The organism is Actinophytocola sp., from assembly GCF_036555685.1.
In the GTDB taxonomy this organism is placed as follows: Bacteria; Actinomycetota; Actinomycetes; order Mycobacteriales; family Pseudonocardiaceae; genus Actinophytocola.
Genome location: NZ_DATBKY010000222.1, coordinates 1 through 22,858, shown reverse-complemented (window position 1 = coordinate 22,858; position 22,858 = coordinate 1). Strand labels below are relative to the sequence as shown.

Annotated in this window: 16 protein-coding genes; 7 read left to right on the top strand and 9 right to left on the bottom strand. The window is 72.6% G+C overall.

What is annotated here, in order from left to right; translation table 11 throughout:
• From VH969_RS20770 to VH969_RS20745, 6 genes are all read right to left on the bottom strand, one after another.
• The coding region (locus tag VH969_RS20770) for a dynamin family protein (RefSeq protein WP_331976704.1) at window positions 1-515 on the bottom strand (515 nt) is incomplete at its 3' end.
• The gene (locus tag VH969_RS20765) at window positions 512-2,323 is read right to left on the bottom strand and encodes a dynamin family protein (RefSeq protein ID WP_331976702.1); all 1,812 of its coding nucleotides are present in this window, start codon (window positions 2,321-2,323) and stop codon (window positions 512-514) included. The genes VH969_RS20765 and VH969_RS20770, both read right to left, overlap by 4 nt.
• A gap of 108 nt (window positions 2,324-2,431) precedes the next feature.
• Window positions 2,432-3,298: a hypothetical protein gene (locus VH969_RS20760; RefSeq protein WP_331976700.1), complete on the bottom strand. Its 867-nt coding sequence runs from the start codon at window positions 3,296-3,298 to the stop codon at window positions 2,432-2,434.
• A gap of 216 nt (window positions 3,299-3,514) precedes the next feature.
• Window positions 3,515-6,430 (bottom strand): helix-turn-helix transcriptional regulator, encoded by a 2,916-nt coding sequence (locus tag VH969_RS20755; protein WP_331976698.1) that lies wholly within the window; start codon window positions 6,428-6,430, stop codon window positions 3,515-3,517.
• An 84-nt stretch (window positions 6,431-6,514) separates the two neighbouring features.
• A complete protein-coding gene (locus VH969_RS20750; RefSeq protein ID WP_331976696.1) occupies window positions 6,515-7,306 on the bottom strand; it encodes a hypothetical protein in 792 nt (263 codons plus the stop codon).
• Window positions 7,307-7,414: 108 nt separating this feature from the next.
• Window positions 7,415-7,582: a hypothetical protein gene (locus VH969_RS20745; RefSeq protein ID WP_331976694.1), complete on the bottom strand. Its 168-nt coding sequence runs from the start codon at window positions 7,580-7,582 to the stop codon at window positions 7,415-7,417.
• A gap of 189 nt (window positions 7,583-7,771) precedes the next feature.
• Between VH969_RS20745 and VH969_RS20740 the strand changes: the two genes are divergently transcribed.
• Both VH969_RS20740 and VH969_RS20735 read left to right on the top strand, forming a co-directional pair.
• On the top strand, window positions 7,772-9,214 hold the full coding sequence (locus VH969_RS20740) for an MFS transporter (protein WP_331976692.1): 1,443 nt from the start codon (window positions 7,772-7,774) through the stop codon (window positions 9,212-9,214).
• Window positions 9,215-9,304: 90 nt separating this feature from the next.
• Entirely contained in the window at window positions 9,305-9,943 is a 639-nt protein-coding gene (locus VH969_RS20735; protein WP_331976690.1) for a TetR/AcrR family transcriptional regulator, read from the top strand.
• Here the strand turns inward: VH969_RS20735 and VH969_RS20730 are convergent.
• Entirely contained in the window at window positions 9,940-12,042 is a 2,103-nt protein-coding gene (locus VH969_RS20730) for a DUF6351 family protein (protein WP_331976688.1), read from the bottom strand. The two genes, VH969_RS20735 and VH969_RS20730, sit on opposite strands and share 4 nt — an antisense overlap.
• 89 nt (window positions 12,043-12,131) lie before the next feature.
• On the opposite strand from VH969_RS20730, the gene VH969_RS20725 reads away from it, so the two are divergent.
• Window positions 12,132-12,896 (top strand): metal-dependent hydrolase, encoded by a 765-nt coding sequence (locus tag VH969_RS20725; RefSeq protein ID WP_331976686.1) that lies wholly within the window; start codon window positions 12,132-12,134, stop codon window positions 12,894-12,896.
• A gap of 72 nt (window positions 12,897-12,968) precedes the next feature.
• On the opposite strand, the gene VH969_RS20720 is transcribed toward VH969_RS20725, so the two are convergent.
• Complete coding sequence (locus VH969_RS20720; RefSeq protein ID WP_331976684.1) at window positions 12,969-15,875, bottom strand: MFS transporter; 2,907 nt, start codon at window positions 15,873-15,875, stop codon at window positions 12,969-12,971.
• An 898-nt stretch (window positions 15,876-16,773) separates the two neighbouring features.
• Here VH969_RS20720 and VH969_RS20715 point away from each other — a divergent pair.
• The 3 genes from VH969_RS20715 (at window position 16,774) to VH969_RS20705 (ending at window position 18,534) form a co-directional block, all read left to right on the top strand.
• Window positions 16,774-16,923 carry a hypothetical protein gene (locus VH969_RS20715; RefSeq protein WP_331976682.1) on the top strand — a complete coding sequence of 50 codons (150 nt, stop codon included), beginning with the start codon at window positions 16,774-16,776 and terminating at the stop codon, window positions 16,921-16,923.
• 67 nt (window positions 16,924-16,990) lie between these two features.
• Window positions 16,991-17,731, top strand: coding sequence for a hypothetical protein (locus tag VH969_RS20710; RefSeq protein WP_331976680.1), 741 nt, complete (start codon window positions 16,991-16,993; stop codon window positions 17,729-17,731).
• 32 nt (window positions 17,732-17,763) lie between these two features.
• Window positions 17,764-18,534 (top strand): SDR family NAD(P)-dependent oxidoreductase, encoded by a 771-nt coding sequence (locus VH969_RS20705; RefSeq protein ID WP_331976678.1) that lies wholly within the window; start codon window positions 17,764-17,766, stop codon window positions 18,532-18,534.
• A gap of 15 nt (window positions 18,535-18,549) precedes the next feature.
• Here VH969_RS20705 and VH969_RS20700 read toward each other — a convergent pair whose 3' ends face one another.
• Window positions 18,550-19,311, bottom strand: coding sequence for a VOC family protein (locus tag VH969_RS20700; RefSeq protein ID WP_331976676.1), 762 nt, complete (start codon window positions 19,309-19,311; stop codon window positions 18,550-18,552).
• Window positions 19,312-19,680: 369 nt separating this feature from the next.
• On the opposite strand from VH969_RS20700, the gene VH969_RS20695 reads away from it, so the two are divergent.
• Window positions 19,681-22,815: a S8 family serine peptidase gene (locus VH969_RS20695; RefSeq protein WP_331976674.1), complete on the top strand. Its 3,135-nt coding sequence runs from the start codon at window positions 19,681-19,683 to the stop codon at window positions 22,813-22,815.
• The last annotated feature ends 43 nt before the right edge of the window (window positions 22,816-22,858 follow it).

Genomic DNA, 22,858 nt, shown 5'->3' with positions numbered 1-22,858 from the left:
ACGACCGCGTCGGCCGGCGTCTCCTCCTCGTCGGGCACCAGCAGGTCCCACGTGCGCCGCGACGCGGACTCGGTCAGCGAGCCGATGCCGGGCGTGTCGACGAGGGTCACCGCGCGCAGCGCCTGCGCCGGCCAGGTCACTACGAGCTCCGACACGTCGTCGGCCGCGAGCCCGCCGAGGTCGATGTCGAGCTGCCCGTTCTCCCGGGTGAAGCGCAGCTGCCGCGGCGGCTGCCGGTCGAGGCTGGCCTGCACCTGATAGGTGTGGCCGTCCTGGTACCAGGTGACGATCCTGGTGCACTCGCCCGCGTCCGTCGGCGCGAGCCGCTCCCCGACGAGCGCGTTGAGCAGGGTGGACTTGCCCGCCTTGACCCGGCCGGCGACCGCCACCCGCAGCGGCTGGTCGAGCCGGGCGAGGAGGCCGGCGAGCCGGTCCGCGTACGGGGTGCCGCGGTAGACGTCGAGCGCGCGGGTGAGCACGGCCCGGGTGCGGTCCACGAGCGTCACGGCGCTCACGTCGCCACCGCCTTCGCGAGCCCGCGCAGCTGCTCGAGCCGACTGAGCTCGGCCTGGACGTCCTTGAGCCGCTTCTCGCGGTCGGTCTGGGACTTCTTCGCGGCCTCGGTCGCGGCGGCGAGCGCCTTCGCGTTGGACTTGGTGAGCTCCTCGGCGAGCGTCGTGTAGTGGTCGCGCAGCTCGCGCTGCACGCGGCGCAGGGTGTCCTTGGAGTCCTTCGCGGCTACGAACGTGATCTTGTCGCAGTACTTGCGCATCTCGTTCCTGGCTTCGCTGCGCCGCTTCTGGATCTGCCGCTTCTTCTCCTCGCGCAGCCCGCGATGGCCGAGCACGAGCCCGATGCCGATGCCGATCGGGCCGAGCATGATGCCGACCATGCTGCCGATGACGGTGAACATCATCGCGCCGCCGTACGCGGCCTTGAGGGCGACGAGACCCTGCTTGACCACGCGCATCTTCTGCAGGTCGAGGTCCGCGCCGAGCTCGCCGACGTCCGCGAGCGGCGTCGGGTCGTGCACGTCGAACTGGCGGTACAGCACGCCGGAGGCCTCGCGGAAGTGCTCGCCGACCCGCTCGCTCAGCTCGGCGGCGCGGTCGCGCAGCAGCTCGTAGTTCGCGAGCAGCTCGGCGGCCGTCCGCGACTGCAGCCACGGCCCGATCTCGGCCCAGGTGTCGGCCGGGTCGCCGACCTCGATCGCGGTGTCGGCCTCCTTGGTGACCTCGCGGATCCGCGACCGAAGGTCGAAGTCGATGTCGGAGCTGAGGTCGCCGATCCCGTCGCCGAGCGTCTGGTTCCACTTGGCGGCCGCGGTCTTCAGCGACTCCACATGGGACTTGACCGCGGTCAGCTCGTCGACCACGCGCTGCGCGGCCTCCGGGTCGGCCAGCGCCTCCCGCTCGGCCTTGAACGCCGTCTCGAGGTGGTCGCACAGGGCCACGACCTCGGCGGCGGCCTCGGTGGCGAGCCGCTTCTCCGCGGACCCGCCGACCTGGTCGCGGACGACCTTGATCAGCTCGGGGAAGCCGGACTCGACGTTGAGGTCGGTGTCGCCGTTCTTCACCGCGCGGGCCCGCAACGTCGACGACACGGGCATGATCGGCACGTCCACGCCGGCCGCGGCCAGGTGGCCCTGGTCGAGGTCGCGGATGCGCCGCCAGGCCGGGTAGAAGTCGGTCTTGGTGAGCACGCAGGCGACGGTCGGGCACATGGAGCGCGCGCGGTGCAGGAAGTCCATCTCGCTGCGGGTGAGCTCCTGGGCGGCGCTGGTGACGAACAGGACCGCGTCCGCGAGGGAGATCGCGGCGAGGCTGGCCGCGGAGTGCGCGGAGCCGAGCCCGCCGATGCCGGGGGTGTCGACGAGGACGAGACCGGTGGCGAGGATCGTGCGCGGCAGGCGGATCTCGACGCCGGTCACGCGGGTGGTCCGGCCGTCCTCGGCCGCGGCGCCCTCGACGATGTAGCGGCGCAGGTCGTTCAGGTCGATGTCCTCGCGCGGTGACTTCTCGTCCTCCCACAGCAGCTCGGCGTGCGCCTCCTCGCCGTGGCGGACGAACGTGGGGATCGCGGTGGCGAGGTCGTCGTCGACCGGGCAGACCGGTGCGCCGACGAGCGCGTTCACCAGGGAGCTCTTGCCCTGCTTGAACTCCCCGGCGATGACGACGTTGATGACCGGGTCGGCGAGGCGGCGCTTGGCCTCGGTCAGCCGGGCACCGAGGTCCGGCCGGTCGAAGGCCTCGCAGGCACGCAGCCCCAGGTCCACCAGGTCCGTCGCGCGCGCGGCGGGCGGGGCGGTGGCCGGCTTGGTCATGGTTGCTCCTGTGTGGACGGTGCGGGGCCGGGACACGCGGCAGCGGGCGGTCCGGCTGACATGCCCGTCTGGCATGCCGGCCGGTCAGCCCGCTTCGCGTAGGGGTGCCTACTGCGCGGCGACCGCGTCGTCGCCGCTCTCGACCGTGTCGTTGTCTTCGACCACCGAGATGTCGTTGTCCTCGACGGTGTCGTTGTCCTCGATGACCGTCGTGTCGTTGTCCTGGACCGCGGTCACGGTGTCGTGGCTGTCGGTCACGGTGGTGTCGTTGTCCTCGACGTCGACGTCGGTGACGTCGCCGCTTCCGGTGCCGACGGTCGAGTCCTCGATGTCGTTGTTCGAGGTGTTGTTGACATCGCCGTCGCCGAAGTGCAGCACGCTGCCGTCGGCGCTGCCGTCGACGTTGGCCGTCTGGTTGTCGTCGCCGACGACCGAGTCCTCGACGTCGCCGCCCGCGTTGATGCCGGTGTTCACGCCGGTGTTGACGCCGGACGCGTCGTCGCCGGCCAGCACGGCACCGTCGCCGGTGTTCGCCTGGCCGAAGTTGTCGCCGTCGATGATCTGGCTGCCGTCACCGGTGGCGTTGTTGATGTCCACGTCACCGAAGACGTTGCCGGTGATGTCCACGCTGTTGTCGACCAGATTCGTGATGTACTCGTCACCTTCGTAGGTCTGGTAGGTGACGTAGTTGAGGTGCTGCACGACCTGGTCGATGCCGCCCCCGCTGTGGCCGGACGGGCCACCCCCGCCGCTGTAGCCACCTTGTACCGCGGATCTGGTCTCCTGCGACACCGACGGGTCGGCGCACGCCCTCTGCACGGCGGACTGCATGTCCACTGCGGACAGATCATGGTCGGTCACGCCCTGTGCGGCGAGCATCCCGTGGGGGTCCTGGGCGTACTGGGCCGCGAAGGTCCGGTCGGTGAGCAGGTTCCGGATGAACTCCTGCAGGACCTCGGTGACGTTGATGGGCATTCTTCCTCCTCGATCGGGCTGCGACCCGGGCCTTCGTCGGGCGTGACACCAGATTTGCGGGGGAGGCCGCATCCGGGCATCGGGGAGACCCCCGTGACGGAGGGGGGCCGCTAGGGGATAGATCGGAGGCTAGCCCTCGGACGTGTCGGTCCGGCCACAGAAAACCCGCTGGATTGCCTGCCCGAGGGCCGAATGGAGCACCTGGCGCTCGCCCGGTCACCCAGGGTCAGAGACGATCTCCCGGAGCACCGCGAGCAGCTCGGCGCGCGACCCCGCGCCGAGCTTCGAGCGGATGCGCGCGACGTGGTGCTCGACGGTCTTCGGCGCGATGTAGAGCTGCGCGCCGATCTCGCGGTGGGTGCTGCCGGCGAGCACCAGCTTCGCGACCGCGAGCTCACGCTCGGACAGGCTCGCGGCCCGCCCGACCTTGGCCGCCGGCTGCGCGTCGGCGGCCGTTGAGTCCGGTTCGGACAGTTCGCGGGCGCGTTCGAGCAGCCGGCGCGCCGTGCTCGGGTCGGCCGTGTGGATGGCGGCCTGGCCGGCGAGGCGCGACGCCTCCCACGGGAGCTGGACGGCGGCGAGCGCGTCGGTCACGGCGAGGATCGTGTCGGCCGGGACGACGGTGCCGGCGAGCAGCCCGGCCCACACGTGCGCGCCGGCGCGCTGTGCCTCGCCCTTGGGCCCGGCCTCGGCCGGCATCCGCGCGGCCTGTGCGGCGACCTCGTCCTTGTCCCCCGCCGCGACGGCCACCTGCACCCGCAGCCACCCGAGCGCCGCCGCCCAGGCCGGTGGCCGGCCCAGCCCGTCGACGGTCCGCTCGAGGAGGGCGAGCACCGGTTCGACCCGGCGCTGCTGCTGCAACCGCGCGGCGGCGACGAGCAGCTCCTCCGCGGCCTCGAGCTGCCAGAGGTCGACCACCCGGCGGGCCAGCACGGGCTCCACCCCGCCCCAGATCGCGCGCAGCCCGGCGATGTCGCCGCGGCGGCGTGCGATTCCCGCGGCGATGGCGGCGCGGAGGAGGCGTTCGCGGCCGGGGAGCTCGCCTTCGGGCCGGGCGAGCTCGGCGAGGGCGGTGTCGTACCGCCCGGCGCGCATCCGCACCCAGGCAAGCAGGAGCCGGTGCCGCACGGCGGCAGCCGGTCCGCCGAAGGGTGCTCGCGACACCGGGCCGGCGCTGTCCGCCGCGCCGGTGGCGGGTGGCGACGCGGCCGTGTCGGCGCTCGTGTGCTCGCCGGCGGCGTCCGGGTTGGTGCGCTCGAGGAGGTGTTCGGCGGCGGCGACATCGCCGCAGGCGACGGCGACGATCGCGCCGAGGGCGTGCGGGGTGTCGGGGAGGACGGCGGTGGGGAGGGCCCGCTCGGCGGCCTCGGCGGCTTCGATCAGCAGCGGCACCGCGGCATCCGGATCCTCGGCGGCGGCCAGGGCGGCCTCGGCGAGCCGGTCACCCTTGGCCGCCGCGCGGGCCATGTCGAGCCGCCCCACGCCGACCAGGACGGGGACGGCGAGCACCGGGTCGGCGGCGAGCAGGGTGTCGGCCGCCCGCTCGGTGCGCCCGTCCTGCGCGGCCGCGGCGCCCGCGAGGCGGGCAAGCCGCCGGTCGCCGCTCTGCGGGTCGACGTCCACCCCCAGCCCGAGCAGTGCCCCGGCCTCGGCGCGCCCCGGCGCGGTGTCGGCGGGGTCGGCCCCGGCCTCGTCGGCGTCGTCGAACCAGGCGAGCGCCGCGGCCGGATCGGCGAAGCGCGTCGCCTCGCCGGCCCGCGTGTAGATCGCCGCCACCGACGGGGTCCGCACCCGCGCCGCCCGCAGCTGGGTAGCGGCCACCACGGGATCCGCCCCGGCGGCGACGAGCGCCCGGCCGACCGAGTCATGCAGCCGCCGCCGCTCCGCCGCGGAAAGCTCGCCGAGCACCGCGAGCGCGACGGCCGGGATCATCCGCTCCTCGCCGGGCACGAGCAGCCCCTCGTCGCGAAGCGTCCGCAACGCCCGCGGCAACGTGCTGGCCGAGGTGTCCGCCGCCCCCGCGAGCACGTCGTCCCCGAGCTCGAGCTGCAAGGCCAGGACCCGCGCGACCGCGCCGACTTCCGCCCCCAGCACGGCGAACCGCCGCTGCACGCGGGCGACCAGCGAGGGCGCCGGTGCCCCCAACACGGCCACCACCCGCGGCGAGACCTGCCCCGCCTGCCCGACCGGCGTCATGGCGCCCCGCGACCCAGGCCCGGCACCGCCCGTCCCGACCGGTGCCAACCCGCCACGCGACCCAGGTCCGGCCCCACCGCGACCACCCGGCTGCTGCCCGATTGGTGAGAGCCCACCGCGCGAGCCTTGTCCGGCACCGGCTTCCGGGCCTCGTCGAGCACCGCCGGCAGCCGGCGGCCCGCCGGCCCCCGGCTGGCCAACCGGCGCCATGCCGCCGCGCGAACCCTGCCCGCCACCCGAAGGCCCACCGGCCCCCGGCTGCCCGGCCGGAGCGATCCCGCCCCGCGAGCCCTGGCCGGCCGACCCGCCACGCGGTTGCCCCACCGGCGGCATGCCACCGCGCGAGCCCTGCCCGGGACCGCCCGGCCCGCCACCCGGTCGCCCGACGGGCGCCATGCCACCACGCGAACCGGGCCCGACCGGCGTCATCCCACCCCGCGAGCCCGGCCCGACCGGGCCGCCCGGCGCCCCGCCAGCCGGCTCGCCGAGCGACGCCGCCAGCGCATCCGCGAGCGCGGCCGCTACCGCCGCCATCCCGGCCGAGGCCTCGTGCACCGCCGCCGCGGTCTCCGGCGAAACGGTCCGGCCGGTCGCCGTCGCCACCATGACCGCGACCTCGTCCTGCGCCAGCGGGGTCGCCACCTCGACCCCACCCGCCGCGGCCGCCTCGTCGAGTGCCGCGAGCTCCGCGCTGTCGATCGTCGGGCGGCGGGAGATCAGCATCGGCACGCCGTCGCGTGCGGCGGCCGCCAGCGAGGTCAGCGCGGCGGCGTCGAGGCGATGTGCGTCGTCGACGATCACCAGCGCGCCCTCGTCGCGGGCGCGGGCCAGTCCGGCGGCCAGGTCGCCCGCGGCCCACCACGCCGGGGACGCGCCTGCGAGCCGCCGCAGACGGAAGGTCCGCCCGGCGCCGTCGACTCCCACGACCACGCCCACGCGCCGCGCCTCCTCCGACTTCGACCGAGGTGCCGAAATACTACAAACCAACCTCGGTCTAGAGGATCGCGCGAAACGCCGTGATCAGAACGCGGGTGCGAGCAACCCGTCGTCGAGGAACTTGCTGCGCACCGTGCCCGCGTTGCCGCCGCCGGCCCCCAGTCCACCCGAGAATGCCTGGTCGGTCCACGCGTACTCGCCCGGGAACTGGAAGCCCGACAGCTCGTCGACCCGCCGCGCGGCGTCCTCGCCCGCGTTCACCACGTTGAAGTCGCGCAGGAACGACTCCGAGCAGTGGTCGTTGCCGAGCGCACCGTCCTCACAGGACCCGGTCGTCGCGTAGTTGCCGTGCTTGTTCTCCGCCGAGTAGACCCGCGCCACCTGGGGCGAACCGCCCGCGAGCTTGCCCCAGTCGCACGCGTTGCCGAGCGACACCTGGTCGACGTGCTCGAAGGCGGTGCCCTCGTGCGCGATCGTCTTCAGCGCGAACGCGCCGAAGCCGTACTGGCAGGCGGGGTTCGGTGCGAGCGTGAGCGTGAACGGCTCGACGTCGCCGTTGTGCCCGCCGCCGAACCAGTCGCCGCAGTCCTTGGCGTACAGCACGACGTAGGTGATCGCGATCTTCGCCGGGTCGGCGGGGTGCGGCCGGACCCGGACGAGGGCGGTGCCCGGGTTGGACTCCGTGGCCGGCGCGGTGCAGTCCTCACCGCTGTCGAACCACACGTAGGGGAAGAAGTTGGCGGCGACGGTGTCCTCGAGCGCGTCGTCGAGCCCGTCGCCGTCCCCGTCGTCGGCCTGCGCGACTCCGATCGACAACCCGATCATGCTGAGCACGGCCACGAGGAGCAGGAGCGCGGTACGCAGGGTGCGGTTCATGACGACAAGCCTGCTGCGCCAAGGATTTCGCCACCATCCGCCGGAAGTCGGTTCGCGGAACGTGATTCACCAACCTTGCGGAACGTGATTCACACTCGGCGAACCAGCTCACGTGCCGGAGGCCCGCCGGAACGACCGATCCAACCGGAACGTGACGAACAAGCCGAGCACCCAGCCGGCTGCCGCCGCGGCGACGGCGAACCAGCCCGGCGGATGGCGCGTCCAGAGGACGAGCGCGACCACGAGGTAGGCCCCAGCGCGCCAGGAACGCGACACCCTCGAACGCCATCCGCGTGGGGTGCGTGATGTTCCAGCCCGAGTGGTCATCCCCGCGAAAGCACCTCGAACAGCATAAAGATCTTGTTCCAACCTATTGGAATGAAGTATTCCGTTCTGCTAGATTGGAACGGAACTAAGCATTCCGTTCCAGAATCGGACGAGTCAGAGACGAGCCAGGGAGCCACCGTGACCGCCATCCTCGAGTCCCCGCCCCAGACGACGAGCGCAGCACCGCAGGCCCACCCCCGCCGCTGGCTGGGCCTGTTCGCGATCCTGTCCGCGGACCTGCTCAACCTCCTCGACAGCACGGTCGGCACCATCGCCGCGCCCGCGATCCGCGCGGACCTCGGCGGCACGACCGCGACGCTCCAGTGGATCGCCGCTGGTTACACGCTCGCGATGGCCGTCGGGCTGCTCGTCGGCGGCCGGCTCGGCGACATGTACGGCCGCCGATCGATGATGGCCGTCGGCGTGAGCGGCTTCCTCGCCGCCTCGCTGCTGTGCGCGGTCAGCGGCTCGCCCGAGATGCTGCTCGGCTCGCGCGTCCTGCAGGGCCTGTTCGGCGCGATCATGGTCCCGCAGTCGTTCGGCCTGATCCGCGAGCTGTTCGGCGCCGAGGTCGGCAAGGCGTTCGCCCTGCTCGGACCGGTCATCGGGCTCGCCACCGTGCTCGGACCGGTCGTCGCGGGCCTGCTCACGGACCTCGCCGGCTGGCGGATGATCTTCCTGATCAACGTGCCGCTCGGCGCGTTCGCGCTGATCGTCGGCAAGCGGGTCCTGCCGGCGAGCGAGCCGCCCGCCCGCGGCCAGCGCCTCGACGTCAAGGGCGCGATCCTCGCGGCGGCCGGCATGTTCCTGCTCGTCTACCCGCTCACCCAGGGCCACGAGCTCGGCTGGCCGGTGTGGACGTTCGCGATGCTGGCCGCGTCGGTGCCCGCGCTCGCGTCTTTCGCCTGGTACCAGGCGAACCGCGCCCGCGGCGGCGCACCGGTGCTGGTCCGGCTCGCGGTGTTCGCCAAGCGCTCCTACAGCTCCGGCGTCGCCTTCGTGATCGCGTTCTTCGGCGTCATCGCCGGCTTCTCGCTCGCGGTCGGCCTGTTCCTGCAGCTCGGCCTGGGCTACTCGCCGCTGCGCGCCAGCCTCACGATGGCGCCCTGGGCGGTCGGCGCGTTCCTCGGCTCCGCGGTCGGCGCGACGGTCCTGGCGAACCTCGGCCGCCGGATCCTCCACATCGGACTCACGCTGATGGCCGCCGGTCTGGTGCTGCTGCTCGCGGTCATGGACTCCACCGTCGGCTTCGGCGGCCTGGTCGCGCCGTTCGCGATCTACGGGTTCGGCATGGGCATGATCTTCGTGCCGCTGTTCGACATCATCGTGGGCGACCTGGCCGACGACGAGATCGGCTCCGCGTCCGGCGTCCTGACCTCCGTCGAGCAGCTCGGCGCGTCGCTGGGCATCGCGGTGCTCGGCACGGTCTTCTTCGGTGCGGTCGGCTCGCCGCTGCACGCCGCGGTGCCCGAGTTCGTCGGCGCGGCGAAGGTGGTCACCGTGATCGCGATCGGCCTGACGGCCGTGACGTTCGCGCTGGGCTTCCTGCTTCCCAAGCAGGCCAAGCAAGCCGTGCACTGAACAAAGGACGGATAGGGGCGTGCGAGCCGTCGCACGCACCTATGCTCAGTACAGAACAGAGCGCTATGTTCCGTGGACGAGGAGGCGACGATGACCGCACCGATGAGCGGCCGCAAGGCCCAGGCCGCGCGCAACGACACGCTCATCGCCGAGGCCGCCCGGCGGGTCTTCGTCGCCGAGCCCGCCGCGCCGGTCGCGGCCGTCGCCGAGGCGGCGGGCGTCGGCATCAGCGCGCTGTACCGCCGCTACCCGTCCAAAGAGGACCTCCTGCGCAAGGTGTGCAAGGACGGCCTGGCGACCTACACGGCGATCGTGCAGGCCGCGGTCGACGACGTCGAGGGCGACCCGTGGCAGGTCTTCGAGACGTTCATGCGCCGCGTGGTCAAGGCCGACACGCACTCCATCACCGTCGCGCTCGCCGGCACGTTCACCCCCTCCCCCGAGCTGAACGCGATGGCCGAGACCTCCGGCCGGCTCAACGTGGCGCTCGTGGAACGCACCCAGGAGGCCGGTGTCCTCCGCCTGGACGTCTCGGATGCCGACCTCGGCACGATCTTCGAGCAGCTGGCGGCCGTCCACGAGGGCGACGAGGCACGCACCAACGAACTGCGCCAGCGCTACCTCACGCTGCTCCTCGACGGCCTGCGCACCCCGCCGACCAGCACGCCGCTGCCCGGCGAGGCGCCCACGCTCGAGGAACGCGCGCGCCGCTGGGTCCCCAAGGGCTAGTAGACCTGCCAGTCCCCACGTGGCCGGTGCTGCCCTTCACCCGGCCGCGAGTAGTCGCAGACGCCGTGCGGGAACGCCGCCCTCAGTCGCCCGCGCTGCTCGTCGGTGAACGGGACCGGGTAGTCGCGGAAGTCGATCGGCTGCAGCCGGCACTTGAGCACGTCCATCGCCAGCTCCGCGCCCGCCGCCAGCCGCGGGTTCGCCTTGATCGGGTACAGCTCGCCGCACCGGCCGGCGGGCGGGTAGCTCAGCCGCTCGCGGATCCGCTCACCCGATGGCAGGTAGCAGCCGTCGCCGAGATCCTCGGGCCGGTTCGCGACGACCTTCGCCGCGCGGTCCCGGTGCGAGCGGTCGGCGCCGATCGCGGTCAGCCAGCGATCCATCGCGTCGAGCTCGTAGGTCGCCGCGGCGGCGCTCTGGGCCGCGGTCGGCGCGTTCTCGATGATCACCTGGTTCGCGGCGGTGCCGTTGGCCTTCAGCAGCCGCGCGCGCATGACGAACGACATCTCGGCGGTGTGGATGTCACCGAACCCGCCCGCGCTGTCGAGGTAGGTGCGCTGGTCGATGACCGGCGTGGTGCGCAGGCCCAGCCCGGCGCTGTTGACCAGGTCGTTCTCGTACGCCGCACGCAGCGCCTTCGGATCGGCGACCGTACGCGCCGAGCGCGGCGTGCCGGCGATGTCGTAGCCGCCGATGCCGTCGTTCAGCGCCACGAACTGCGCGGCGGAGATCGCACCGGACCTCAGCGCGGACAGTCCGTACTGGACACCCGTGTTGTCCGCGGCCGACCGCACGAAGCCGGTTCGCGGGTCGCGCCCGAGCTGGTTCACCCACTGCTCGGCCGCGCTGCACTTCACCCCGTCCGGATTGGACACCGGGTCCCAGCGCACGGCGACGGGGATGATCGACGGGCAGCTGCCGGTCGGCGTGCTGCGGTTCACGAACGTCTGTCCCCATGAGACACACGTGCTGTACGCGACATACCCGGACACGGCCCGCTGCTGCTCCGGTGTGAACGACGCGCCCGGGCCGGCGAAGAACTTGTTCAGCAGGCCGCAGTCGGTGACCGGGTTCATCGTGGTCACCGGGTCGGGGAACGAGACGCCCGGGATGATGCCGTCGAGGATGCCCGGGTACGCGTCGGCGATGTCGTACTGCTGGATCGCGCCGCCGGACCCGCCCCAGCCGATCGTGTGCGCGATCGGGCCGTAGGTCTCCGCGAAGTGTTCCTTGACCATCATCGCGGCCTCGGCGGAGATGATCGTGCTGCAGTTGTTGTCGAGCACGTTCAGCGAGGACGACGCCACGCCGTAGCCCTGGGACAGGAACAGATCGTTGAGCACGCCGCCGGTGCCGCCGCCCTGGTGGTAGCCGCCGTTGCAGCCGCCGCCGAACGTGTAGACGAGCCGGTCGTTCCAGCCTTCCTCCGGGTGCGTCGGCGACGGGCCGCGGCCGTCGTCGAGGGCGGCGATCTCGTACACCGCGCGGTCGATGACCCCGGTCTCGATACGCACGATGTAGGGCACCGACCGGCCGGCGAAGGTGGCCGTCGCCAGGTCGGCGGGCCGCGACGACGGGTCGGCGAGCGGCGCGAACTGGCCCGCCTTCGTCCGGTACTGGTAGCGGACCACGGCCGGCGCGTCGCACAGCGGCTGCTCGGCGGGCGCGAGCCCGAACGCGGTCGTCTCGCAGTAGAACGGCCGCTGCTGGCGGCCGGAGAAGACCGGACCGAGCCGCGGGTGGTTGGTGATCTTCAGGTCCGCGACTCGGCCGGCGGAGCGCGCGGTGAGGATGTTGCGCCCGTCGCGCAGCCCGGTGACGAGCCCGACGAGGGAGCCGTCGTGCTGGCGGACGAAGCCGTGCGACACGTCGTGCCCGTTCTCAGTCACGCGCACGTCGCCGGCGCCGGTGATCCGGACCAGCGCGTCGCCACCGCTGACGAACTGGGGTTTCGTGTTCGAGACCGTCGAGATGGTCAACCGGTGGCCCGCGTCGGACGAGACCGTCGCCGCGGCGATGGTGACGCCGGAGAGCAGGACGGCGAGTACCGCGACGGCCGCGAGCACGATCCGTGGGCGGCTGGTTCTCGATGTGGTCACGGGGCGATCCTGCCACCGCGTGGCGGCGTGGGAAATCCCTTGTCCCTTCGTACGATCGCGCGGCTGCCGATCTTCAGGGGGACCGCGGGATGATGGGCCACAGCCATGCGCTGACCGGGTGGTGTGCCGGGTTGGCGGTGGCGCCGCTGGTGGGGCTGCACACGCTGCCCGAGGTGCTGCCGTTCGCGACCGCCGCGGCGGGCTACGCGCTGCTGCCCGACCTCGATCATCCGCACGCCACGGCGTCCAGGTTTCTCGGTCCGCTGACCGGCCTGCTGTCGCGGTTGCTGCGGGTGTGCTCGCGCGGGCTGTACGCGCTGACGAAGGGCCCGCGCGACGAGGACTGCTCCGGTACGCACCGGCACATGACGCACACCGTCGCCTTCGCCGTGCTGCTCGGCTGGCTGGCGACGGCTCTCTCACACCTGGGCGGCGCGTGGGCGGTCGGCGGCATCATCGCGTTCGGCCTGTTCCTGGCGGCGGACGTCCTCGGCGACTGGCTGCTGGTCGTCTCGGCGACGGCGGCCGGCTTCACCGCGTACTTCGGCGGCCTGGACGACGCGCTCACGACGTCGACCGGCTGGGTGGGCGTGGCGGTGACGATCGGCTGCGTGATGCACTGCCTCGGCGACGCGGTGACGAAGTCGGGCTGCCCGTTCCTGTGGCCGGTCCCCATCGCGGGCGAGACGTGGTACGAGCTGCGGCCGCCGCGCTGGCTGCGGTTCCGGACCGGCGGCGGGGTGGAGAAGCTGCTGCTGGTGCCGGCCTTCACGGTGGCCGGGGTGTTGTTGCTGCCGGGGATGTGGGCGCAGCTGGTGGCCCTGTGGGTGCGGTTCGTCCCGCCGACGTCGTAGTTCCAGCTATCGGAGGGCTCCCGACCATGGCTTGACCGGGAGCCCAGCGAGGAGCGGTTCGCCGTTGAACCGCTACGAGCCGGGTCGGCGCGGATACGGGATGTGGGTCGTCTCGTCCCGTCCTTCGGGCACCATGTGCTCGACCATGAGTGCGAACTCGAGCTGGACGGGTTTCGCCGAGTCGGGCACCCACTCCAGCGGTCTCTCGCTGGTCCTGTCCGCCTCGCCGTAGCCGGCCGCCTTGGGCGGCTTGATCGACTGGCCTGGTTTCCCGGGCCGCGACGGCGGCATGAGCGACGTGGTCGGCGAAGGCTGCGCCACCGCCCGCTCCACCGGCTCCGCCCGCTCCACCGGCTCCGCCCGCTCCACCGGCTTCGACGGCCGAAGCACCTCGGTGCCCTGGGAGTCTTCGGGCTCGTGGGTGCGCGGGCCCGGCACGACCACCTCGGTCGCGGTGGCGTCCGTCGGTCTCGGGCCGGACCGAAGCACCTCGGTCCCTCGGGACTCCTCCGGCTCCCACCCACGCGGGCCCGGCACGACCACCTCCGTCGCCGTGGCATCCGTCGGCCTCGGGCCGGACCGAAGCACCTCGGTCACCGGAGGCTCCGCAGGCGTCTCGGCACGCGGCCGCGGCTCGGTCACCGGAGGCTCCGCCGGTTTGCGCGCCGGGCGCAGTACCTCGGTCACCGGAGTGTCGTCGGGGCCATCGGGGTCGTCGATGCGAGGTGGTGACGCGTTCGCACCATCCGCCGGCTTCCCGGTGGGCCGGAGTACCTCGGTCACCGGAGTGTCCACCGGTTCCTCGGTGCGCTGCCGCGGCAGGAGGAGGTCCGTGGTCGAGGCTTCGGCGAACCCGGGGTCGTCGTCGAGTGGGCGGCGCGGTCCGGGGATGTACGCCGCCGGCGAGTCCGGGACCGGCCCGTGCCACGGGCCTTGTTTCGGCTGCACCGGCGGCAACCACACCGGCGGCACGAACGTCGCGTCCGGCGGCGCGGGTCGGTGGATCGGCGGCCAGAACGGACCGTACATCGGGTTCGGGACCGGGCCGGCCGGCACTTGCGAGCCACCCCGCCAGCCGCGCACCGGGACGGTCGGTGCCTCGGCCCGGCCCGCCACGGGCGAGCCGGCGGCCCCCGCCGGTGTGCTGTCACGCCGGGGGCCACCGTCGGGCGGTAGGCCATTGCTCGCCGCCGGGCGGCCGATCGGCCGCGATCCGGCGCTCGACGCCTGGCCACCGTTCGATGCTTGCCCGTCCTTCGCTGTCGGGCCCGCGGTCGATGTCGAGTCGCCCGCCGGTCGCGAGCCGGGGCTCGACGGGGGACGGTCCACCGGCTCCGGGCCGGCGTTCGATGCCGGACCACGGTGCGGTGGCGGCGCCGAGTTCGGGAACGGCGGCACGCCGGTCGCCGGGCCGTGTGTGGGCATGCCCGTCTTCGACGCCATCGACGGCCCGCCGTTGCGCGGGGTCGGCGCGTCCGGTGGCGCGGGTGGCACGCGGTTGCCGGCCGGCACCGCCGCCCTTCCGCTGACCGGCGCCGGTGTGCCGGCCGGAAGGGGTGGCCTGCCGTTGCCCGGCCTGGAGGCGTCGTCGCGGCGGACGGAGATGCCGGCCGGGTGGCGTGGGACAGCGATGCCGTGGCCCGGCGTCGCGACGCTGCGCGAAGTCGCCGGTGGGCGTTGGACCGGAATGCCCGTCGGCGGGCTCATCGGGAAGCTCGGCGCGGGCGCCGGCATCGCGGGCGGCAGGGCCGCACGCACCGGTGCCGGCGGCAGCTCCGGGCGCGCACCCGCGCTCACGACGACCGGCAGGCCGGCGTACATGCCGGAGATGATCTGTCCACACATGACGAGCATGAGGCCCAGCAGCGGCCACTCCCACGAGTGCGACCAGCTGTGCAGCAGGCCGCACGCCAGCGCCGCCGCGCCGGCGATCGCGTAGCCGACGCCCTGCACCATCGAGGACAGAGCGGCCGCGGTGTCGCCGTCCGGCGCGGCGCGCAGCGAGATCATCGCCAGCGCCAGGCCGATCGCGGGCATACCGAGGCCGAGCCCGACCGACCACAACCACGGACTCCACGCCGGGTACATCAGCAGCCCGAGCGTCGCGACCAGGCTCGGCGTGGCGAGCACGACGGCCAGCCCGGACTGGCTGGCCGTCGCCCGCGCCCACTTCGGGACCAGCAGCGCGAATGGCACGCCCAGCGCCATCGCGACGGTGAACATCCACTGCACGCGCGCCGGTGGCACGTTCCCGTACTCGAGCAGGATGCTCGGCAGCCAGCCCATCATGCTGAACGTGAAGCCGGACGTCAGTCCGAAGTGGAATGTCAGCGCCCACGCCGTGCCCTGTGGCTGGAGGGTGGCCGGACCCGGGTGCTTCTGCGCTCGTACCGGGGGCTCGACGAACCGCCGGGTGGCGACCCGCCACGCGGCCCACGCCGCAGCGGCGAGCAGGGCCCAGCCGCTGACCCCGAGCCGCCACGAGCTGCGCTCCGCGACCTGCGGTGTGACCAGCGCGCCGATACCGCTGCCGCCACCCATCGCCGCCACATAGCAACCGGTCAGCAGCGCCCACGCGCGCGCCGGGGCCGCGTGCGTGATGACCGGCAACAACGTGCCGAGCACGGCGATCGCCAGGCACGCGACCACCGTGCCGGCCAGCAGCAGGTACGGACCGCCCAGCACGCGGGCGGCGAGCGTCGCCGCGAGTGCGGCCAGCGCGACCGACACCGTCCGGGACGTACCGAACCGCGACCGCATCCCCCAGGCGAGCCCGCCGCCTACCGCGAAGCACCACACCGGCGCGGCCACGACGGCCGACGCGAGCACCGCCGACATGCCCGTTCCCGACCGGATGTCGGTGAGCATCGCGCCCACGCTCGTCACCGCGGGCCGCAAGTTGAGTGCCAGCAACGGAACCGCGAACAGCACCCCCAAGGACATCGTCAGGCGGGCGCCCGCGACGGGTGCGTCGGGCATCGGGAACTGGTCGGCTCGATGCAGACCGGCCCCCGACGGCCGAACCGGGACAAGGACTCGATAAGGCGAGCTGGGCGCGTCGACTTCGTATGGCCTCATGCCGGACTCCAGCGTGCTCGAAATCCTCACGGATCGGCGCAGGCGCAGCTGGCAATTGAGGTGCGCCAAGGACGACGACCTGATCCGCGGTGCTGGAGGGGACGCAGGGGGTACGTCGCCGGGGTCCTGCGACGCTCGGCGAGGGTGCTGATGAGGGGTTTTCGTGCGGTTGTACGGGTGTGCGGGTACCAGGAAACCAATGACGAAATACGGGGTTTGGGGCGGTGCGCTGAGGCTTAGCGCGTTCCGCATATGAGATTACTTCGCGGATGGATATCGAGGGAATAGGTCTGAATAACGATTTCGAACCAAGAGATAACGGTTCATTGAATCGGGCCGAGTGCACGTGCATTCGGGGCGTGCATGACGCGAATTGCGACTACAATGGGTAATGAATTCGCCGGGTCCGCTGCGGCCTTCCGAGTGACGTCGAAAGTCGTACCGTGGCAGCGGTTCGACGGCGCCCAGCGACTCCCCCCGCTAGGTGCTGTCCGGTGTGCACGCGGTCCGGCAATACGCTCAGTCGTCACCGGCACTCGCGTGATCCGATGCCCACCGGACCACCGGGCATCCACAACAGACGAATTTTCCGCGCTTTTCCCGGCACAGAGAAGGGCAGTCTTCGCGATCACCGAAATGTGTCCATTATGGAGGATGAGCCGCCGGTCCACGGCTACGCGACGGGCCGGCTCTGCCCGCTTCCGCGAAACGCCCGACCGCGTGATACGACCCCCTCCCAATCGCGACATTCCGAATGTCACGACGAGATCACCCGCGCACGCGGTTCTCCGTTCCCCCAATGGCTCAGCGAAGCCGGCCGTCGATGACCTCGTCGCACACGTCGCGCTCCCGCGCGGTCGCCCGTGGGCACGCTTCGCGGGCCGGTGTCGCCGGCTCGATAGCGCAGAGCCTGCCGCCGGCCGTCGCCCGCCTCGCGGCGGTGTGGTGATCGCGCTCGGGTAGCGTCGCGCGCGGTGCGGCCCGCCCCGGGGCCGCAGTGAGGGGATCTTGCACGAATGTTCGAGCTCGACGAGGACGACACGCAGTGGACCGACGAGGCCCGCGAGTCGTTCCGGATCGCCGCGGCGGAGCTGGTCGAGGCGATCCAGCGGCACAGCGCGGCGCTGCTGGAGATGACCGGCACCGACGCCGACGCGGAGGCGATCGCCGAGGCCGGCGAACACCTCGAGGCGGCGGCGACCGCGTACGCGGATCAGCAGTACGAGTTCACCGGCACGGTGCCGCCGCTCGGCCTCGACGAGGAGGAGGACTACTCCTACGACGACGACCTGTACGAGGAGTTCTCCGACGAGTCCGACGAGTCCGCTGAGGACGACGAGTCCGCTGAGGACGACGAGGCCGGCGAGGCGGATGACGAGGCCGAGGCGGGCGAGCCGGCGGCCAGGCTGACCGTGCTGCACCGGGTCGACTTCGTGGTGACCGACGAGCCGGCCGTGCTCCTGGCCGGCAAGGAGGCGTACCACGAGAGCTACGGCGACGACGAGGCCGACGAGGCCGACGAGCCGGTCGACGTGGCGGACCTCAGCACGGCGCTGCAGCAGATCCAGCAGCTCGGCGGCATCGAGGCGCTCGCGGACACTCCGGGCCTGGCGTCGGCCGGTGCCACGACGTGGGTGCTGGAAGCCGCGGACCTGCTCGACGAGCGGGAGCCGGACGAGTGGCCGGACTCGCCGTTCGCCCTGGGTGCGGACGCGCCGCAGCGGCTGTTGCACCGCCTGGACGAGGTGGCGGGCTAGCCGCGCGGGCCGTTCGCGGGCATCGTGGGGACATGGCTCGTGTTCTGATCACCGGCTCGGCGGACGGCCTCGGGTTGCTGGCCGGCCGCCGGCTGCTCGACGAGGGCCACGACGTGGTCCTGCACGCCCGAAACGACAAGCGCGCCGATGACACGCGTGCGGCCGCGCGCGGTGTCGCGGCCGTGCTCGTCGGCGACCTGGCCGGCATCGACGAGACCCGGAAGGTCGCCGAACAGGCGACCGCCGCCGGGCCGTTCGATGCCGTGATCCACAACGCCGCGGTCGGCTACCGCGAACGGCGCCGAGTGACCACTGTGGACGGACTGGCACAGGTGTTCGCGGTCAACGTGCTCGCGCCGTACCTGCTCACCGCGCTCGTACCGGCGCCGGCCCGGCTCGTGTACCTGAGCTCGGGCATGCACCGCATGGCCGACCCGGACCTGAGCGACCTGCAGTGGGAGCGCAGGCGCTGGAACGGCTCGCAGGCGTACGCCGAGTCGAAGCTGTTCGACACCGTGCTCGCGTTCGCGGTCGCGCGGCGGTGGCCGTCGGTCCGCGCCAACGCGGTCGACCCCGGGTGGGTGCCCACCAGGATGGGTGGCCGTGGCGCGCCCGACGACCTCGCGCAAGGCACCGTCACCCAGGCCTGGCTCGCGACCAGCGACGACCCGGCGGCCACCGGGACCGGTGGCTACTTCTACCACCAGCAGCAGCGTGGCGCGCACCCCGCGGCGAGCGACCCGGCGGTGCAGGACGGCCTGCTCGCCGCCTGCGCCGCACTGACCGGTGTGGAGATCGGGTAGTCGGCAGGCGCGGGCCTAGCCGCCCTGGATGACGAAGAACATTGCGCCCTGGTCGTCGGCGGCCGAGGCCAGGCGGCCGTACGGGGTGTCGGTCGGTGGGTACAGCACGCGCCCACCCAGCTCGGCGATCCTGGCCACGGCCGCGTCGGTCTCGGCGACCGCGAAGTACGCGCGCCAGTGCGACGGTGCGCCGGCCGGCGCCTCCGGGCCGAGCACGCCGAGGCCGCCCACGACCCGGTCGCCGACCTTCACCATCGCGTACGGTCCGACCTCGACATCGTCGTAGGTGTAGCCGAACACCGTGGCGTAGAAGTGCTTCGCGCCCTCGAGGTCGCCGCTCACCTGCTCGTTCCACACGAGGGCCGACGGCACGTTAGCGAGCTCCGTGCCGACCTGCCGCCCGGCCTGCCACACGCCGAACGTCGCCCCCAGCGGGTCGGCGGCGATGGCCATCCGCCCGTGGTCGGCGACGTCGAACGGTTCGGTCAGCACGCGGCCGCCCGCGTCGGCGATCCGGCCGGCGATCTTGTCGACGTCGTCGGCCGCGAGGTAGCTCGTCCACAGCGCCGGCTGGTCCCGGCTCGCCTTCCGGCCGATGCCGGCGACGGCGTGGCCGTCCACCGTGCACATCGCATAGCCGCCGGTCTCCGGATCGCCGACCTCGGCCTCCCAGCCGAACAGGTCGGCGTAGAACTCGATCGCCTGCTCGACGTCGGCCACCGCGAGGTCGATCCAGCACGGCGTGCCCTCCGGCCAAGCCACGTCCCTGATCACCATGGGGCAACGCTAGACCGCCCCGAAGCCGTCCCCGGGCCGGACCCGTCACGTCGGTGATTTCCCATCCAGTACGGGCATTCGGACTATTGTCACCCAACCGGATGAGGGATACCTTCTTGCCGCACACAGGCAGGGGCTGGGGGCGAAGGGGCTATCTCCACCGGGAGCCGTCTGACGGCATACGCAGCGGTATACACACTGTGTATAGCTCGGCCATCGCTCGCCAGTCACATCGAGCGGAGGTGTCAGGTGCGTATCGGCGGCAAGATCGGGGTCGGCGTAGCCGTCCTGGGGCTGGTGTTGAGCACCGCCCAGGCGGCCGGGGCGGCTCCCCCACCGGGATCGACGGCCAGGGCCGCGGATTCCGCCGTGGGCGGGAAGACCGTCACGCTGCTCACCGGTGACCGGATCACCGTGCAACGCGGCAAGGCCAGAACGATCAGACCGGCGCACGGGCGCGAGGGGATGGCGTTCTCCACGTTCAGCGTCCGCGGCCACGACTACGTCATCCCTGCCGACGCGCGCAGGCTCGTCGCCACCGGGAAGCTCGACCGCAGGCTGTTCGACATCACGGCGCTGCTCGACTTCGGCTACGACGACGCGCACCGCGACTCGGTGCCGTTGATCGTCACGCACACGGCGGGCCGTGCGGCGCCGCGGCTCGCGCACGTGACCCGCGACCTGCCGAGCATCAAGGGGATGGCGGTGGCCGCCGACAAGTCGGGCACCGCGTGGCACGCGCTGACCGACGGCACGGCCGTGCGCACCACGGCGGCCGGCGTGTCCCGGGTCTGGCTCGACGGCAAGCGCCAGGCCACCCTCGACCACAGCGTGCCGCAGATCGGCGCGCCCGCGGCCTGGGACGCCGGCTTCACCGGCGAGGGCGTGAAGGTCGCGGTGCTCGACACCGGGGTCGACCAGACGCACCCGGACCTCGCGGACCGCGAGGTCGCCGAGCAGAACTTCAGCGACGCACCGGACAACGTCGACAACTTCGGCCACGGCACGCATGTCGCCTCGATCGTCGCGGGCACGGGCGCGAAGTCCGGCGGCAAGTTCCGCGGCGTCGCCTGGGGTGCGTCCATTCTGGACGGCAAGGTGCTCGACGACTTCGGGTCCGGCGCCGAGTCCGGGATCATCGCCGGCATGCAGTGGGCGGCCGAGCAGGGCGCGGACATCGCGAACCTGAGCCTCGGCGGCGGGGACACGCCCGACGTCGACCCGCTCGAGGAGGCCGTCAACACGCTGTCCGAGCAGTACGGCACGCTCTTCGTGATCGCGGCAGGCAACTCCGGCCCGCAGGAGGGCACGGTCGGCTCGCCCGGCAGCGCGGAGGCGGCGCTGACCGTCGGCGCGGTCGACGACGACGACAACCTGGCCGACTTCTCCAGCGTCGGGCCGCGGACCGGCGACGGCGGGATCAAGCCCGACATCACCGCGCCAGGCGTGGACATCGTGGCCGCGAAGGCGGCGCACGGGCAGATCGGCGACCCGGCCGAGGACGGCTACGTGTCGCTGTCCGGCACCTCCATGGCGACCCCGCACGTGGCCGGCGCGGCCGCGCTGATCGCCCAGCAGCACCCGGACTGGAACGGCGCGCAGCTGAAGGCGGCGCTGACCGGGTCGGCCAAGCCGACCGCCGGCCTGACCGCGTTCCAGCAGGGCACGGGCCGCGTGGACGTGGCGAAGACGCTCGGCGCGACCGTCGTGTCCGAGCCGACCGGCGTCAGCATGGGCGTCGCCCAGTGGCCGCACGACGACGACCAGCCGGTCACGAAGTCGCTGACCTACCGCAACCTCAGCGACGCGGACGTGACGCTCGCGCTGTCGGTCGACGCGACCGGCCCGGACGGCGCCGCGACCGACATGTTCTCGCTGAGCGCCGACTCGCTCACCGTGCCGGCGGGCGGCGAGGCATCGGTCGAAGTCACCGCCGACACCCGGAAGGGCACTGTGGACGGTGCGTACTCCGGTGCGGTCGTGGCCACCGCGGGCGAGTCGACGACCCGCACGGCGCTCGCCGTCATGCGCGAGGTCGAGAGCTACGACCTGACGCTGAACTACGCCGACGGGAACGGCGCACCGACGGCGGACTACAGCACGCTGATCGTCGGCCTGGACAACTCCACGTTCGCGTTCCCGTACGACCCGGACGGCTCGGCGCAGATCCGGCTGCCCAAGGGCAAGTACGTGATCGACCACATCGTGGTCACCGGCAACGGCGCGCACTACAACGAGATCGCCCAGCCGGGACTGCAGCTCGACAGGGCCCAGACGGTCGACGTCGATCCGACGATGGCCAAGCCGCTCAGCGTCACGCCGCCCGCCGAGGCGGACTTGCTGCTCGGCGATATCGGCTACTCGGTCTCGACCGACAACTACTCGTTCAGCAGCGGCTTCGTGACCGACGACCTCAGCGTGCTGAGCACCGGCCAGCTCGGCGAGGCACTGCCCGGCACGACGGTGACCGGCTCGATCAACACCCAGTTCCTCGGCGCGGACGGGTCGTTCTACGGCCTCGCCTTCTACCCCGAGGAGGGCTTCCCGACCGGGTACGACAAGGTCGTCGATCCGCGGGAGCTCGCGACCGTGCGGGCGAGCTTCGGTCCGGCCGCCGAGGGCTACCAGGGCGACCGCGTGATGTTCCCGTTCCCGGAGACGGGCGGCGGGTTCGTGTTCGGCGCGGCTACTCCGGTCGGCATGCCCAGCGCGCGCAAGGAGTACGTCACCGCGAAGGACGTGCGGTGGCAGTCGATCCTGACCCAGGTCGGTGCGGACCTGGAGCCGGTCGCCGAGTGGGACTCGCCACTGCGCACGCACCGGGCGGGGCGCACCTACGACGAGCCGTACGGCCGCGCGGTGTTCGGCCCGGGGCTGCCGCCGACCGAGTTCCCGTGGGGCTACCGGATCGGCGACGACCTCGGCGTGAGCATCCCGATGTTCACCGACGCCGGTGGCAACAGCGGCTACTCCGTCGTGGACTCCGCGGCGACGCGGCTCTACCGCGGCGAGGAGCTCGTCGGTGAGACGGCCGAGCCGGGCTTCGGTGAGTTCACCGGCCTGCCGGCCGGGGCGGCGGACTACCGGCTGACCACCGAGCTGACCCGGGCGGCGCCGTTCGACCTGGCGACGTCGATCAGTGCCGAGTGGACGTTCCGGTCGTCCCATGTGGACGGCGAGGAGCCGGCGGCGCTGGCGCTGAACACCGTGCACTTCACGCCGGTGCTGGACGAGCAGGACAGCGCGAAACGCGGCAAGCCGTTCCTGGTGCCGCTGGTGCTGCAGGACGAGACGGGCGCGTACTCGCGGCCGCGGCGGGTGACCGTCGAGGCGTCCTACGACGAGGGCGAGACGTGGCAGCGGGTTCCGGTGCTGCTGAACCTCGTCGCGGCGCTGAACCACCCGGCTGCCGCGGAGTCGGTCTCGCTGCGCGTGTCGGCGTCCGACCGGGACGGCAACACCGTGAAGGAGACCCTGATCCGGGCCTACAAGCTGCGGAAGTGAGTGGTCAGCCGGCGGTCGTCGGCCAGCACGTGGAAGGCGACCG